Below are 13728 nucleotides of genomic sequence, written 5' to 3' on the forward strand. Positions count from 1 at the left end.
GTCGGCGACCGGGTGCGTCGCGCTACCCGCCGCCGTGCTCGCCGGGTGCCGGCACACGGTCATCGCCGTCCGGCAAGCCGAGCGAGAACTTCACCGGAAAGCGCACCGCGAGCGTGTGGTCCGCCGCCACTTCGCGCGCGACGCCGCGTGCACGCACGTGCGGATCGTCGAACACCTCGCCGGCCGCCGGCACGCGCGACACCGGCAAACCGAGCGCACCGAGCACGCGCATCCAGTCGTCCAGCGTGCGGGTTGCGAACGTGGTGCGCAGCAGCGCGCCGAGTGCGTGCCGATGCTGCTGCCGGCCTGCCCGTCGGGCGTAGCGCGGGTCGCGCAGTGCCGGATACGCGTCGCCGAGCGCATCGGCGAACGCGACCCAGAACTTGTCCTCGAACGTCGCGAGCACGATGTACCGCCCGTCGGCGGTTTCGAACAGGTCGTTGTCGGGCATCACCCAGCGTGCGGTGTCCGGCGTATCGCGGCCCGTGCGCAGTGCCCATGCGGCCGGTGCGGTCCACGCGAACATCGCGTCGTGGATCGACACGTCCAGGTGCTGGCCGACCCCGTTCGCGCGCGCGCTCATCACGGCGACGGCGAGCGCGAGCGCCGCATGCATGGCGGCCGCATGATCGGCCAGCCGCACGCGCGGCCGCGCGACGGCGTCATGCAGTTGCGCGGGCACCGACCAGTAACCGGCGTCGGCAAGAAAGTTCAGGTCGTGGCCGGGACGGTTCGCATACGGGCCTTCCTGCCCGTAACCGGTGATCGAACACAGCACGACGCGCGGGTTCACGCTCGCCAGCGCGGCGTAATCGAGCCCGAGCCGCGCCATCACGCCCGGCCGGTTGCCTTCGACCACCGCATCGGCAGCGCGCACGAGATCGAGAAAGCGCGCGCGGCCATCGGGCGTTTTCAGGTCGAGCACGATCGAGCGCTTGCCGCGGTTGAACTGCGCGAACGTATCCGCGCCGAAGTGACGCAGCGCGTCGCCGCCCGGCGGCTCGACCTTGATCACGTCGGCGCCGAGCTGGCGCAGCAGCGCGCACGCATGCGGCCCGGGCAGCAACTGGCCGGCATCGATGATCCGCACGCCGCGCAGGCACGACCAGGCGGGCGCGTGGTCGTCGCCGGCCGGCCACGGGTCGTGCAGGCCGGCTGCACGTTCCGTGTCGTCGCGCGCCGTCATGCTTCGCGCCCCGCGCCGGCCGGTTCGAGAATCGCCTTCGCGATCGCGTTGCGCTGGATCTCGCTCGTGCCGGTCAGGATGCGGAACATCCGCAGCTTGCGGAACGTCTGCTCGACCGGGTGGCCGCGCGTCACGCCGACGTTGCCGTGGATCTGAACAGCCTTGTCCGCCACTTCGAAGCAGCGCTCCGACACATACAGCTTGCATGCCGATGCCGTCATCCGCAGGTCGGCTCCCGCGTCGGCCAGCGCGGCCGTGTGCGCGATCATGCTTTCGCACGCCCACAGCGCGGCGGCCATGTCGGCGAGCATGTGCTGGATCGCCTGGAAGCGCGCGATCGGCCCGCCGAACTGCCGGCGCGTGCGCGCATGATCGAGCGACGCGCGATATGCGGACATCGCGAGGCCGAGCATCGTCGGGCAATGCAGCAGACGGTTCACGTTGATGCGCGACATGCCGAGCTTGAAGCCGTTGCCGACCCCGCCGAACACGTTCTCGCGCGGTACGCGCACGTCGACGAAGCGGATGTCCGCGTCGATGTGCTGGCCGGACATCGGCACGTACTCGTGCTCGACGCTCACGCCGGGCAGGTCGAGATCGACGAGCACGGCCGTGATCTGCGGCGGCGTCGCGGTCGCATCGGTCACGCACATCACGATCGCGAAATCGGCGAACGGCGCGCCGCTGATGTAGTGCTTCGTGCCGTTGATGACGAGCGAATCGCCGTCCTCGACCGCCGTCGTGCGGATGCTCATCGCGTCCGAGCCCGAGTGCGGCTCGGTCAGCGCGAAGCACGTCGATTTCTCGCCGCGCATCACCGGCTTGAAATAGCGTTCGAGCTGCGCGGGCGTCGCGTACTTCAGCATGTTGCCGATGCGCGGCGGCCCGCCGAGTTCGCCGAGCACGTGCGGCGCGAGTGCCGCGCCGCATGCGGCGAGGTCGGCCTTCAGCGCGCAGACCTCGGCGATCGACAGCCCCTGGCCGCCGATCTCGACGGGCAGGCTCGCGGTGTAGAAGCCGAGCGCGGCCGAACGTTGCCACACGCGGCGCAGCACGTCGCGCGGCCACACGTCTTCCGAGTCGAGCCGCAGCTCGCGCTCGATCGGGCGCAATTCGTCGTCGACGAAGCGCAGCACGGCCGCGCGCAGCGTGACGAATTCGGGGCGTTGCAGATGATCGAACATGGCGGGCTCCTTCAGTTGACGCGGCGCGTGACACCGCGCCAGTACGGCTCGCGCACGAGCTTGCGGGCGATCTTGCCGCTCGCGTTCTTCGGCAGTTCCACGACGACATCGATGGAGCGCGGCGCCTTGTAGTCGGCGAGCCGCTCACGGCAGTGCGCGACGAGATCGGCCGCCTGCGCGCTGCGGCCCGAACGCAGCACGACGACGGCCTTCACGGCCTCGCCCCACTTGTCGTCGGGCACGCCGACGACGCACGCCTCGAGCACGTCTTCATGCCGGTACAGCGCGGCTTCGACTTCGGTCGGATACACGTTGAAGCCGCCCGAAATGATCATGTCGTGCTTGCGGTCGACCAGGTAGATGAAGCCGTCGCGGTCGGTGCGCGCGAGGTCGCCCGTGTACAGCCAGCCGTCGACCAGCACCTCGCGCGTCAGCTCCGGCGCGTTCCAGTAGCCCTGGAACACGTCCGCGCCGCGGATCACGATCTCGCCGATCGCGTCGCCTTCGACTTCGCGCCCGCCTGCGTCGACCACGCGCACCTCGGTCTCGCCCAGCGGCCGGCCGCACGACGCGAGCCGCTCGCGGTCGTAAAGCAGCGCATGCGCGTGATCGGCGATGCCGAGCCGCGTGACGCCCGACGTCGATTCGCTCGCGCCATAGCCCTGCGACAGCACGGGGCCGATGCGCGCCCAGGCTTCCTCGATGCGCGCCGGCGCCATCGGCGCCGCGCCGTAGCCGAGCACCTTCAGGCTGCACAGGTCGGCCTGTGCCAGCTCGGGCACGTTCAGCAACATGTTGACCATCGCCGGCACCATGAACGTGTGCGTGATGCGCTGGCGCGCGACTTCGGCGAGGAAATGCGCGGGCTCGAACGCGTCGAACAGCACGAGCGTCGCGCCGCAGAACAGGTACGGCTGCATCAGCATCCCCGACGCGTGCGTGATCGGCCCGATCAGCGCGAGCCGGTCGCCGGGCTGCGCGGGGCGATCCATCCCGAGCACGATCTTGCGCAGCGACGCGAGCCGGTTGCCGTAGCTCTGCATCGCGGCCTTGATGCGCCCGGTCGAGCCGGACGAGAAGTGCAGCACCGCGAGGTCGTCGGCCGCCGGCGTGTAGTCGGGCGGCGTATCGCCGCCCTTCGCGAGCAGCGTTTCGTAGTCGAGATAGCCGGCGACCGCGCCGCCGAGCGACACGAACCGCTCGACCGCCCCGAAGCCCGGCGAATCGGGCGTGTAGTCCGTATAGCCGCGCCCGCCGATGAACGCGACGGGCGTGCAGTTGCCGACGACGTCGGCAGCCTCGGCCGCCGTGAAGCGCGGGTTCAGCGCGGCCTTCACGAGACCGGCCTTGTACAGCGCGCATTCGATCTCGACGAGCTCGATGCAGTTGCGCGACTGCACGGCGATGCGCTCGCCGCGCGCGAAGCCGAGGCCGCGCAGCGCGTTCGCGAGCCGCGTCGAACGCTCGTCGAGCTGACGATAGGTGACGGCGCGGTCGCGGTGGATCACGGCGGGCTGGCTGCCCCAGTAGCGGGCCGCGCGCCGCAGGAAGTAGGCGAAGCTCAAAACGATTCTCCTGGTCGAACAGTGCCGCCAGTCTGTAAGATGCCTAGGCATCACCACAATGCATCACTGGATATAAAGTCATAACCGACAGGAATCCCCTCGATGGATACGCGCGATCTGGAGTACCTGCTGGCCGTGGAGCGGCACGGCAGCATCGGCAAGGCGGCCGAGGCGCTGGGGTTGTCGCAGCCCGCGCTGACCAAGGCCGTGCAGCGGCTGGAGGCGCAGGTCGGCGTGACGCTGTTCGAGCGCACCGCGAACGGGATGACGCCGACGCCGGCCGGCGCGCGCTTCGTCGCCCGCGCGCAGCGGATCGCGCTCGAATTCGACGATGCGATGCAGGAGATGCGCGCGATCCGCGGCGGCGAACAGGGCATCGTGCGGATCGGCTACTCGCCGACCGTGCCCAACGCGTTCGTGCTCCGCGCGTGCCGGCAGCTGATCCGCGAACGGCCGGCCGCGCGGCTGCGGCTGCGCTGCCGGCTCGCGCGCGAACTGCTCGACCTGCTCGCGGCCGGCGAACTCGACCTCGTGATCGCGCCCGAACCGCAGCAGCCGGACTCTGCACTCGACACCATCGCGCTGCTCGACGACCGGCTGACGGTGCTCGCCGACGCCGCCCACCCGCTGCAGCGCAAGCGCGCGCTCACGCTCGCGGATCTCGCCGACCAGGAATGGCTGCTGCCGGAAACGACGATCCCGGTGCGACACCGGATCGACGACGCGTTCCGCGCGCGCGGGCTGCCGGTGCCGCGCCTGCGCATCGAGACGGATTTCGGCAACACGTCGCTGTTGCAGCTGCTGCACGGCACGTCGCTGCTGTGCGTCGGCGGCGCCGATGCACTCGACCAGGTGACCGGGCTGCGCGCGCTCGACCTGAAGGCGGGCGAGCTCGAACTGGACCGCCGCATCGGCGCGATGCACCGCGCGGGCGCGTACGTGCCGCCGCTTGCGCAGCGGATGATCGCGCTGCTGCAGGACAACGTCGCGTAGCGGCGCGCGGACCATCATTTGCGGGAGTGATGACACTCCCCTTTTTCTGCGGATTTGACCGGGGGCACGGTGCCGACAACACTAGCCCGCAGTGCTGCACAAGACGGCACGCGCCTGCCTCCCCCTTCAGAGTCCGCCATGTACCCGACCGACACCGTGCAATCCCCGAGCGCCGCCCGGCCGCTCGCCGACCGGCAACTGCGCCGGATCGTCATCGCCTCCGTCGCCGGCAACGCGATGGAGTGGTACGACTTTTTCGTGTACGGCACGGCCGCGGCGCTCGTGTTCGGCCACGTGTTCTTTCCGCCCGGCGCATCGCCGCTCGCCGGCAGCCTCGCCGCGTTCGCGGCGTTCGCGCTCGGTTTCGTCGCGCGGCCGCTCGGCGGGATCGTGTTCGGTCACGTCGGCGATCGCTACGGTCGCAAGGCGTCGCTCGTGTGGACGCTGCTGATCATGGGCGCGTCGACCTTCGCGATCGGCCTGCTGCCGACCTATGCGCAGGTCGGCCTGTGGGCGCCGGCGGCGCTCGTCGTGCTGCGGCTGCTGCAGGGCGTCGCATCCGGCGGCGAATGGGGCGGCGGCGTGCTGATGATCAGCGAAAACGCGCCGCCCGAGCAGCGCGGCTACTACGCGGCGTGGAGCCAGCTCGGCGTGGGCGGCGGCTTCGTGCTGTCGTCGGCCGCGTTCCTCGCCGCGCAGGCACTGCCGGACGACATGTTCCGCGCGTGGGGCTGGCGGCTGCCGTTCCTCGCGAGCATCGCCATCTTCGCGATCGGCATCTACATCCGCCGCCATCTGCCGGAAAGCCGCGACTTCGAGCAGGCCGGCAAGCGCGGCGCGCACACGCATCTGCCGATCGTCGAGTGCATCCGCCGTCATCCGAAGGAAATCCTGCTCGCGATGGGGCTGCGCGTGGCCGAGAACGGCGGGGCGTACATCTTCCTCGCGTTCTCGCTCGTCTACGGCAAATACGTCGGCATCCCGAACGGCGTGATGCTGACCGGCGTGATGATCGCGATGATCGTCGAGATGGGCGCGATGCTCGCGTGGGGCCGGCTGTCCGACCGGATCGGCCGCAAGCCCGTGTACCTGATCGGCGCGCTGAGCCTCGTCGCGTGCGCGTTTCCGTTCTTCTGGCTGCTCGACACGCGCGTGACGCCGCTCGTCTGGCTGGCGCTGACGGTCGGCACGGCCGTGAGCCACGGCGCGATGATCGGCACGCTGCCCGCGCTCGTCGGCGAGCTGTTCAGCACGGAAGTGCGTTACTCGGGCGTCGCGCTCGGGCATGAAGTCGCGTCGATCTTCGCGGGTGGAATGTCGCCGCTGATCGCAACCGCGCTGCTCGCGCGCTATCACGCATCGTGGCCCGTCTCGCTGTTCCTCGTCGCGCTCGGCCTCGTGACCGTCGCGACGCTGTGCGTGATGCGCGAGACGCGCACCACGCACACCGACGGTCCGCGCGGCGACGCCGCATGACCGCGCGACGGTCAGCGCCCGGCGTCGCGCCGCGCGCTGTCGAACGCCGGCGCAAGCTTCAGGTGATCGAGCAGCCGCGCGAATTCGCCGAGCCGCTGCCGCATGTACGCGGGCACGTCGACCTCCGCATAGTCGTGGAAGCCGGCGCCCGTACGCACGCCGTCGCGCCCGGCTTCCATGTTGCGCACGACGCTCGCGGCCGGTGCGAAGCGCGGGCCGATCTCGCCGGCCAGGTACGTCGACGCGTAGTACAGGATGTCGCAGCCGCCCCAGTCGATGAATTCGAGCAACCCGAGCACCGCGAAGCGCGGCCCGAAGCCGGTGCGGATCGCCATGTCGATGTCCTCGGCGCTTGCGACGCCCTCCTCGACCATCCGCGCGGCTTCGTTCATCGCGAGCGCCTGAATGCGCGGCACGATATAGCCGGGCGCCGGCCCGCAGATCACCGGCTTCTTGCCGACGCGCTCGAGCAGCGCGGCAAGCATGTCGACGATCGCTTGATCGGTCGCGTCGCTGCGGCTGATCTCGACGAGCGGCATCAGCAGCGCGGGATTCAGCCAGTGCGCGTTCAGCATCCGCCCCGGGTGCGCGACATGGCGCTGCAGCTCGGTGACGACGAACGTCGACGTGGTCGACGCGATCGTGGCATGGGTATCGACGTGTTCGCCAAGCCAGCGCAGCGCGTCGGCTTTCGCGTCCAGCATTTCGGGCAGCGCTTCGAACACGAGATCGGCGTGACGTACCGCGTCCGCCGCGCCGTCACGCGAGACGAGCACGATGCGCGCGACGACGGCGTCGGCCTGCGCGGCGTCGATGCGGCCGAGCGCGACCTGCGCGTGCAGCGGCCGCACGATCTCGTCGCGCGTGCGCGCTTCGAATGCCTGCCAGCCAGCCGCATCGCGCTGCTTGAAGTCGACCAGCGTCACGTCGAGCCCCGCAAACGCGAACACGAGTGCGATCCCCTGCCCCATGCGTCCCGCGCCGAGCACGTGGATGCGCGTCATATCGGCGGCCGCCTTCATGCCGGGTACCCCGCGTCGAGCAGCGCGCGCAGCGTGTCCTTCGACAATGCGGCAAGCCCGAGCCGCTCCAGCGTGCGGCCTTCCGCATACAGGTCGCGCACCGCGACCACACTTGCAATACTCAGCAGCCCCTGCGCGACCGGCGTCGGCACGCCGGCCCAGCGCCCGCACGACACGACGAACGACAGCCCGAGCCGGGTGTCTTCGAGCATGTAGCGATGCGTGCGCAGATCGATCTTCTCGCGCCAGTCGCCGCTATCGGTCAGCTTGCCGTGCGCGCCGCGCCCGTACATCCATTCGTCGCCTTCGGCCGCGTAGTGATCGGCGAGCGGGAAATGCGGCGCCTGGTAACCGAGCGCTTCGCGCACCGCGATGCGTTCGGCGTCGAGCGCGTTCGTCACTCGGCGGATCGACGGCTGCGTGCCTTCGTTGTGGATGTCCCACGCATCGAAGTGTTCGAGCGGCCCGGCATTCATCAGGATCAGCGGCGGATGGATCACGGGGCCCGCGTTCATCAGCGCGCCGGACAACGCGTCCTCGACCGGCTCGACCGACGGATAGCCGGCGCGCAGCACGTCGAACGCCCGGCCGGCCGCATTCGCCGGAAACACGCCGGTCGGCAGACGTGTCGCGTATGCGCTGATCACGACCTCGTTGTCGCCATGCTTGCGCACGAGATACGGCAGCGTACCCGTTTCGGCGAACGCGACGCGCGAACGGTTGCCGGCATCGGCCGCCGCACGCGCGAACACGAAGCTGCCGAACGTGCCGGGCGGCAGGAAGACGACCTGGCCGTCCTCCAGCAGCGGGGCGACCTGCGCGGCGAGCGCGTCGTGCGACGTGGACGGCAGCGGCACCACGACGAGCTGCGCGCCGCGCAGCGCGGCCGCGAGATCGTCCGTCAGGCGGATCGCGCCGGGCCCATCACCGAGCGGCACCGTGCGCTTGCCGCGATAGTCGGTCACGTTCAGCACGCCAAGCTCGCGCAGCCGCGCGTGCGGCTCGCGGTCGCGCCGCCACCACGTCACGTCGTGGCCTTTTTCGAGCAGGTCGATCGCCGCCGCATGGCAGCCATGGCCGCCGCCCAGAACACATGCCTTCATCGTTTTCTCCCGGTGATTGAGTGTTTCCGAGACTACGCGGCCGCCCTCGCCGCGTCGCTTCAAAACGCGCAACGACACGCCCGTTCGCGCAACGCAATCGCGGCGACGCGCATGCCGCCACGCCCCTGCATCCGTTTCGAGGTCTATCGATGGACATCGCCCTTTCCCGCCATGCGCCGAACCGGCTCGGCACGCTGCAGGCGCCCGACGAAGTCGAACGCGCGGTCGCGCACCGGCTCGGGCCGCACCGGATGGCCGCGTACGGCCGCGATCCGTTTCATGCGGAGCTGTATGAAGTGCCGCTGCATCACGGCGCGCTGCTCGAACTCTGCTACGGCCGCGAAACGCGTATCGATTTCGGCGACGACGCCGATCACTTCCTGTTCAGGCTGACGCTCGCCGGTACGTGCGAGCTGCAGGCCGGCAGCATCGTCGCGCGCGCGGGCCCCGGCGAGCTGACCGTGTCGTCGCCCGCGCTCGCGAGCCGCCTGAGCACGAGCCCCGATTGCCGCAACCTCGTGCTGCGTCTCGAACGCGGCGCACTCGAACGCAAGCTGCAGGACATGCTGCAGGCAACGCTCACGCGGCCGCTGCAATTCGAACTCGCAAGCGGCGGCGCGGGCGCCGCGCTCGTATTGCCGACCTTCGAATACCTGTGCCGGCTCGGCGTGCAGCCGGGCATCGGCGCCGCGTCGCCCGTGTTCGGCGCGGACCTCACCGCGTGGCTGATGTCGCTGCTGCTCACGCACCTGCCGCACTCGTACAGCGACGCGCTCGCGCGCGGCACGCCGCCGTTGCCGGCGCACGTGCGCCGCGCGTGCGACCACGTCGACGCGCATCTCGGCGAATCGCTCGCGCTGGCCGCACTGGCGGCCGTCGCGGGTGTCGCCCCGCGCACGCTGCAGCACGCGTTCCGCGCGTTCCTGCACACCACGCCGGCCGCGTACGTGCGCGAGCGCCGGCTTGCGGCCGTGCACGCGGCGCTGCAACGCGGCGACACATGCAGCGTGACCGACGTGTTGATCGCGCACGGCATCCATGGCTTCGGCCACTTCGCGAAGGCGTATGCGCGGCGTTACGGCCACGCGCCTTCGGTCACCGCGAGGCAACCCCGATGACGCATCCCGCCCCCGGCCGCCCGGCGACGCCGGCCCGCCCCGACCCTTCCGCGCACGATGCCGATTCGCTCGACGGCCTGCGCGTGCAGGATCTCGATCTCAACTTGCTGAAGACGTTTCGCGCGGTCTACGAGGAGCGGCACGTCGGCCGCGCGGCGCTGCGGCTGGGCGTCACGCAGCCGTCGGTCAGCTATGCGCTCGGCCGGCTGCGGCTGATGTTCCGCGACGCGCTGTTCGTGCGCACCGGCACCGGCGTCGAGCCGACGCCGCGTGCGCAGCGGCTCGCGATCTCGGTCGACAAGGCGCTCGCGATCCTGCAGGACGTGCTCGACGAAGGGTCGCGCTTCACGCCCGACAGCACGCAGCGCGTGTTCCGCCTGCACATGAGCGATTTCGCGGCGAGCGCATTCCTGCCGACGCTGCTCGCCGCGTTCGACCGGCGCGCGCCGGGCGCGGTGATCGAGACGCTGCACGTCGACGAATGCCAGCTCAACGTCGCGCTCGAATCAGGGCGCATCGATTTCGCGCTCGGGCATTTCGCCGACGCGTCGAGCCACTTCCAGCGCACCGCGCTGCTGCACGAGCGCTGCGTGCTGCTGATGCCACGCCGTACCGCACAGCGTGTCGGGCTGCCCGACGATTTCGTGCTCGACGGCACCGCGCCCGACGCGCTGCGCTTCGTCGCGGTCACGTCGCATCCGCAGTCGATGCAGTTGCTGGAACGACACGGGCTGATGCCGCGCGTGCGCGCGGCGCTGCCCGATTTCATGGTGGTGCCCGCGCTGCTGCAGGACGGCGACTACGCGCTGATCCTGCCGGAGACGATCGCGATCACGTTCGCCGCGCGGCAGCCCTGCGTGCTGTACGAGATTGCGGGCGCCGGCGAATGGGCCGTCAATGCGTACTGGCACCGGCGCTTCGACGCGGACCCCGGCCATCGCTGGCTGCGCGCGTTGCTGCTCGAACTGTTCAATATCGGGCAGCAGGCGCCGTTCGACGCATGGCTCGCGCCGCAGCCGCCCGCCTGCGCGTAGCGGCGCAAGCGGGCCCGCGCACGGGCGCGTGCCCGCCGGCACGCTCAGAACGACGTGAGGATGCCCGCGACGATCGAGCTTGCGGTCGCGCCCGGCCTGGCGACCGCGACGCCGCCGCCCGCCGCGCCGTTGACGACGAAGCGCGCATGCGCGCCATTGCGCACCATCGCGGCGCCCGTGTACAGCACCGTGCGCTTCGACAGCGGATAGTCGAAGCGGATGCCGTACGAATCCGCGTTGCCTTCGCTGTCCGCGACCTTCCGGTAATGGCCGACGCTCAACAGCAGCGACGCACGCCCGATCGGCACCGTCGCGCTCAACTCCATGATGTCGCTGTGCGGATACGCGCTCTGGCTGTCGATCGCGGTCGCGACGTCGGGGCCGCCGCGATGGCGCATGTACAACGCGGCGACCTTCACAACATTGAAGTCGTACGAAATCGCGCCGAGCGTGTAGTTGCCGTTCGCGGCCGGGCTCGTGTCGCCGAGCGCGGACGCCGCCACCGGACTGAACTTCTGCTGCATGTAGTCGACGTCGACCGACAGGCCGCCGTGCACGTAGTTGACGCCCGCGCCGTACGTATCGCCGAGCGTCGCCGGCTGCCCGGCCGCACCGTTGGTGCCGCGCGCGGCCATCGCGCGCAGCAGGAAGCCTGCGTAGCGCGGCGACGTATAGCGCATCGAGTTGCGCACGCGCAGGAACGCGGGCCCGACGAAGTTGTTGGTCGCGTTGCCCCATGCGAGCCCCGCGCCGAGGCCGGGCAGGCTGTACGTGACGAGCGTCGTATGCAGGATCGTGTAAAGCTCGCCGAACTGCACGCCGCCGAACGGCCCCGTGATGCCGACCCACGCTTCGCGGCCGAACAGCGCGCTGCTGTTCGACAACGCACCGCTGCCCGCGTTGAAGCCGTCCTCGAGCTTGAAGATCGTCGCGTAACCGCCGCCGAGATCCTCGACACCCTTCAGCCCCCACTGCGATGCCCACAGGTTGCCGCTGCCCATGCGCGTCACGTGGTTCGGCCCGGCGTTCGCGTATTCGATCGCGGTGTCGATGCGGCCATAGAGCGTCACGCTCGACTGCGCGGCGGCCGGCAGCGCGATGCAGGCGAGCAGCGCGGCAAGCGGTACGGCAAGCCGGTCGGCCCGCCCGTTCGGTTGGTTCATCTTCGTCGTCCCGTAGAAATGCCGGCGCCGGTCGGCGTCGCGCCGCGTGGTGTGATGCGCGTTCGCCGCAAGCGGCCAACGCTGCCGATCAAAAACGGGCCGAGTCTAGGAACGACAATTTCGGACGTCGACGCAATGCGCTCTATAACGCTTATAGATGCGCCGCATGATGCGCGCGCGCCCCGCCGCACGCGCGCTGCGCGGCGGCCCGCGCGCACCGCCTCGGTGTTTTCTTTATCCGGGTCGGTAAATGTCCGTGTGGCGCCGCTGTCACTCCGGCTATGGCGGCCGAATTTGGCCGACTACGCTGCGTCTCCGATCGTGTCACCCGCACGCTTTCGCGCCGCGACGGCGCCCGGCCCGCAAGGCCGCTGCCGCGCTTTTCCACCGCCCGCTCCTGGAGAATCCGCATGTCCGCATCCACGGCCCGCGCTGCCGACGGCAAGCGCTATACGTACGAATGGTATGTCGTCGTCATCTGCATGCTCGCGTACGTCTTTTCGTTCGTCGACCGCCAGGTCCTCGTGCTGATGATCGAACCGATCAAGCGCGACCTGCACCTGTCCGACACGCAGTTCAGCCTGCTCAACGGCTTCGCGTTCTCGTTGTTCTACGCGGTGATGGGGCTGCCCGTCGCGTATCTCGCCGATCGTTATGCGCGCCCGCGCATCATCTCGATCGGCATCGCGCTGTGGAGCGTCGCGACCGCCGCATGCGGGCTCAGCCAGCATTTCGTGCAGATGTTCATCGCGCGCATGGGCGTGGGCGTCGGCGAAGCGGCGCTGTCGCCCGGCGCGTATTCGATGCTCGCCGACTACTTCCCGAAGGAGAAGCTCGGGCGCGCGATCGCCGTGTATTCGCTCGGCTCGTTCATCGGCGGCGGCGTCGCCTTCCTGATCGGCGGCTACGTGATCGCGCTGCTCAAGCATGCGAGCGCGTTCACGCTGCCGGTCGTCGGGCAGGTGCATGCGTGGCAGGTCACGTTCCTGATCGTCGGGCTGCCGGGGATCCTCGTGGCGCTGCTGTTCGCCGCGACCGTGCGCGACCCGCAGCGCAAGGGGCTCGCGCAGGATCGCTCGGGCGCCGTGCGGCGCGTGTCGATGCGCGATTCGCTGCGTTTCGTCGGCACGCATCGCGCGACCTTCTCGTGCCACTACCTCGGCTTCTCGTTCTACGCGATGACGCTGTACTGCCTGCTGAGCTGGACGCCGGCGTTCTATATCCGCCGCTTCGGGATGACGGCCGTCGAAGCCGGCTACACGCTCGGCATCGTGCTGCTGGTCGCGAATACGGCCGGCGTGTTCTGCGGCGGCTGGCTCAACGACTGGCTGCTGCGACGCGGCCGTGCCGACGCACCGATGCGCGCCGGCGCGATCGGCGCCGCATGCATGGTGATTCCCGCGACGCTGTTCACGCAGCTCGACAGCCTGCCGGCGTCGCTCGCGATGCTCGTCGTCGCGATGTTCTTCGCGTCGTTCCCGATGCCGACGTCGACCGCCGCGATGCAGACGCTCGCGCCGAACCAGATGCGCGCGCAGATCTCCGCGCTGTTCCTGCTCGTGTCGAACCTGATCGCGCTCGGGATCGGCACGACCGTCGTCGCGCTGTTCACCGACCGCGTGTTCGGCGCACCGGCGGCAGTCGGCCATTCGATGTCGATCGTCAACGTAGCGGCAGCCACGCTCGCCGCGCTGCTGCTCGCCGCCGGCTGCCGGCATTACCGCCGCAGCCTCGATCGCGAACGCGGTCACGCATCGGCCGCGGCGCCGCTGGCAGCCGACGCCGGCGACGCGATCGCCGCGCGCTGAGCACACTCACGCCATCCAACCATCATCCATCCCACTGATTCAGGCATCGCTTTTTAATCGATTTGATTTATGCGAT

The 13728-nt window shown here is 69.9% G+C and carries 11 protein-coding genes; 5 read left to right on the top strand and 6 right to left on the bottom strand.

The features are described 5' to 3' along the window. Positions 1 to 22: 22 nt before the first annotated feature. Genes HWX87_RS05980 through HWX87_RS05990 form a run of 3 tightly spaced genes read right to left on the bottom strand, consistent with a single transcriptional unit; the run spans position 23 to position 3935 of the window. Positions 23 to 1186: a CoA transferase gene (locus HWX87_RS05980; protein WP_176046232.1), complete on the bottom strand. Its 1164-nt coding sequence runs from the start codon at positions 1184 to 1186 to the stop codon at positions 23 to 25. Further along, on the bottom strand, positions 1183 to 2370 hold the full coding sequence (locus HWX87_RS05985; protein WP_176046233.1) for an acyl-CoA dehydrogenase family protein: 1188 nt from the start codon (positions 2368 to 2370) through the stop codon (positions 1183 to 1185). Before HWX87_RS05985 ends, HWX87_RS05980 begins: the two co-directional genes overlap by 4 nt. 11 nt (positions 2371 to 2381) lie before the next feature. Next, positions 2382 to 3935: an AMP-binding protein gene (locus HWX87_RS05990; RefSeq protein ID WP_176046234.1), complete on the bottom strand. Its 1554-nt coding sequence runs from the start codon at positions 3933 to 3935 to the stop codon at positions 2382 to 2384. A 102-nt stretch (positions 3936 to 4037) separates the two neighbouring features. Here HWX87_RS05990 and HWX87_RS05995 point away from each other — a divergent pair, with 102 nt between their 5' ends. Beyond that, positions 4038 to 4928, top strand: a complete 891-nt coding sequence (locus HWX87_RS05995) for a LysR family transcriptional regulator (RefSeq protein WP_176046235.1) — start codon at positions 4038 to 4040, stop codon at positions 4926 to 4928. A 138-nt stretch (positions 4929 to 5066) separates the two neighbouring features. Then, positions 5067 to 6404 carry an MFS transporter gene (locus HWX87_RS06000; RefSeq protein WP_176046236.1) on the top strand — a complete coding sequence of 446 codons (1338 nt, stop codon included), beginning with the start codon at positions 5067 to 5069 and terminating at the stop codon, positions 6402 to 6404. 11 nt (positions 6405 to 6415) lie between these two features. On the opposite strand, the gene HWX87_RS06005 is transcribed toward HWX87_RS06000, so the two are convergent. Both HWX87_RS06005 and HWX87_RS06010 read right to left on the bottom strand, forming a co-directional pair. After that, entirely contained in the window at positions 6416 to 7426 is a 1011-nt protein-coding gene (locus HWX87_RS06005) for a 3-hydroxybutyryl-CoA dehydrogenase (RefSeq protein ID WP_176046237.1), read from the bottom strand. Further along, positions 7423 to 8529, bottom strand: a complete 1107-nt coding sequence (locus HWX87_RS06010; protein ID WP_176046238.1) for an NAD/NADP-dependent octopine/nopaline dehydrogenase family protein — start codon at positions 8527 to 8529, stop codon at positions 7423 to 7425. Before HWX87_RS06010 ends, HWX87_RS06005 begins: the two co-directional genes overlap by 4 nt. A 149-nt stretch (positions 8530 to 8678) precedes the next feature. On the opposite strand from HWX87_RS06010, the gene HWX87_RS06015 reads away from it, so the two are divergent. Together HWX87_RS06015 and HWX87_RS06020 are read left to right on the top strand one after the other, a co-directional pair. Continuing rightward, on the top strand, positions 8679 to 9647 hold the full coding sequence (locus HWX87_RS06015) for an AraC family transcriptional regulator (RefSeq protein ID WP_176046239.1): 969 nt from the start codon (positions 8679 to 8681) through the stop codon (positions 9645 to 9647). Continuing rightward, on the top strand, positions 9644 to 10681 hold the full coding sequence (locus HWX87_RS06020; protein ID WP_176046240.1) for a LysR family transcriptional regulator: 1038 nt from the start codon (positions 9644 to 9646) through the stop codon (positions 10679 to 10681). Before HWX87_RS06015 ends, HWX87_RS06020 begins: the two co-directional genes overlap by 4 nt. A gap of 44 nt (positions 10682 to 10725) precedes the next feature. Here the strand turns inward: HWX87_RS06020 and HWX87_RS06025 are convergent, their stop codons facing one another. Further along, positions 10726 to 11844 (bottom strand): porin, encoded by a 1119-nt coding sequence (locus tag HWX87_RS06025; RefSeq protein ID WP_176046241.1) that lies wholly within the window; start codon positions 11842 to 11844, stop codon positions 10726 to 10728. Between the two features lie 410 nt (positions 11845 to 12254). Between HWX87_RS06025 and HWX87_RS06030 the strand changes: the two genes are divergently transcribed. Further along, positions 12255 to 13652, top strand: a complete 1398-nt coding sequence (locus HWX87_RS06030; protein ID WP_176046242.1) for an MFS transporter — start codon at positions 12255 to 12257, stop codon at positions 13650 to 13652. Positions 13653 to 13728: the final 76 nt, after the last annotated feature.

Source organism: Burkholderia sp. BCC1644 (assembly GCF_902833225.1).
Taxonomy (GTDB): domain Bacteria; phylum Pseudomonadota; class Gammaproteobacteria; order Burkholderiales; family Burkholderiaceae; genus Burkholderia.

Bases quoted from the DNA above. Each gene is read 5' to 3' on its own strand.
- HWX87_RS05980 (WP_176046232.1), bottom strand. From the start codon at position 1,186: ATGACGGCGCGCGACGACACGGAACGTGCAGCCGGCCTGCACGACCCG.
- HWX87_RS05985 (WP_176046233.1), bottom strand. From the start codon at position 2,370: ATGTTCGATCATCTGCAACGCCCCGAATTCGTCACGCTGCGCGCGGCC.
- HWX87_RS05995 (WP_176046235.1), top strand. From the start codon at position 4,038: ATGGATACGCGCGATCTGGAGTACCTGCTGGCCGTGGAGCGGCACGGC.
- HWX87_RS06000 (WP_176046236.1), top strand. From the start codon at position 5,067: ATGTACCCGACCGACACCGTGCAATCCCCGAGCGCCGCCCGGCCGCTC.
- HWX87_RS06005 (WP_176046237.1), bottom strand. From the start codon at position 7,426: ATGAAGGCGGCCGCCGATATGACGCGCATCCACGTGCTCGGCGCGGGA.
- HWX87_RS06010 (WP_176046238.1), bottom strand. From the start codon at position 8,529: ATGAAGGCATGTGTTCTGGGCGGCGGCCATGGCTGCCATGCGGCGGCG.
- HWX87_RS06015 (WP_176046239.1), top strand. From the start codon at position 8,679: ATGGACATCGCCCTTTCCCGCCATGCGCCGAACCGGCTCGGCACGCTG.
- HWX87_RS06020 (WP_176046240.1), top strand. From the start codon at position 9,644: ATGACGCATCCCGCCCCCGGCCGCCCGGCGACGCCGGCCCGCCCCGAC.
- HWX87_RS06025 (WP_176046241.1), bottom strand. From the start codon at position 11,844: ATGAACCAACCGAACGGGCGGGCCGACCGGCTTGCCGTACCGCTTGCC.
- HWX87_RS06030 (WP_176046242.1), top strand. From the start codon at position 12,255: ATGTCCGCATCCACGGCCCGCGCTGCCGACGGCAAGCGCTATACGTAC.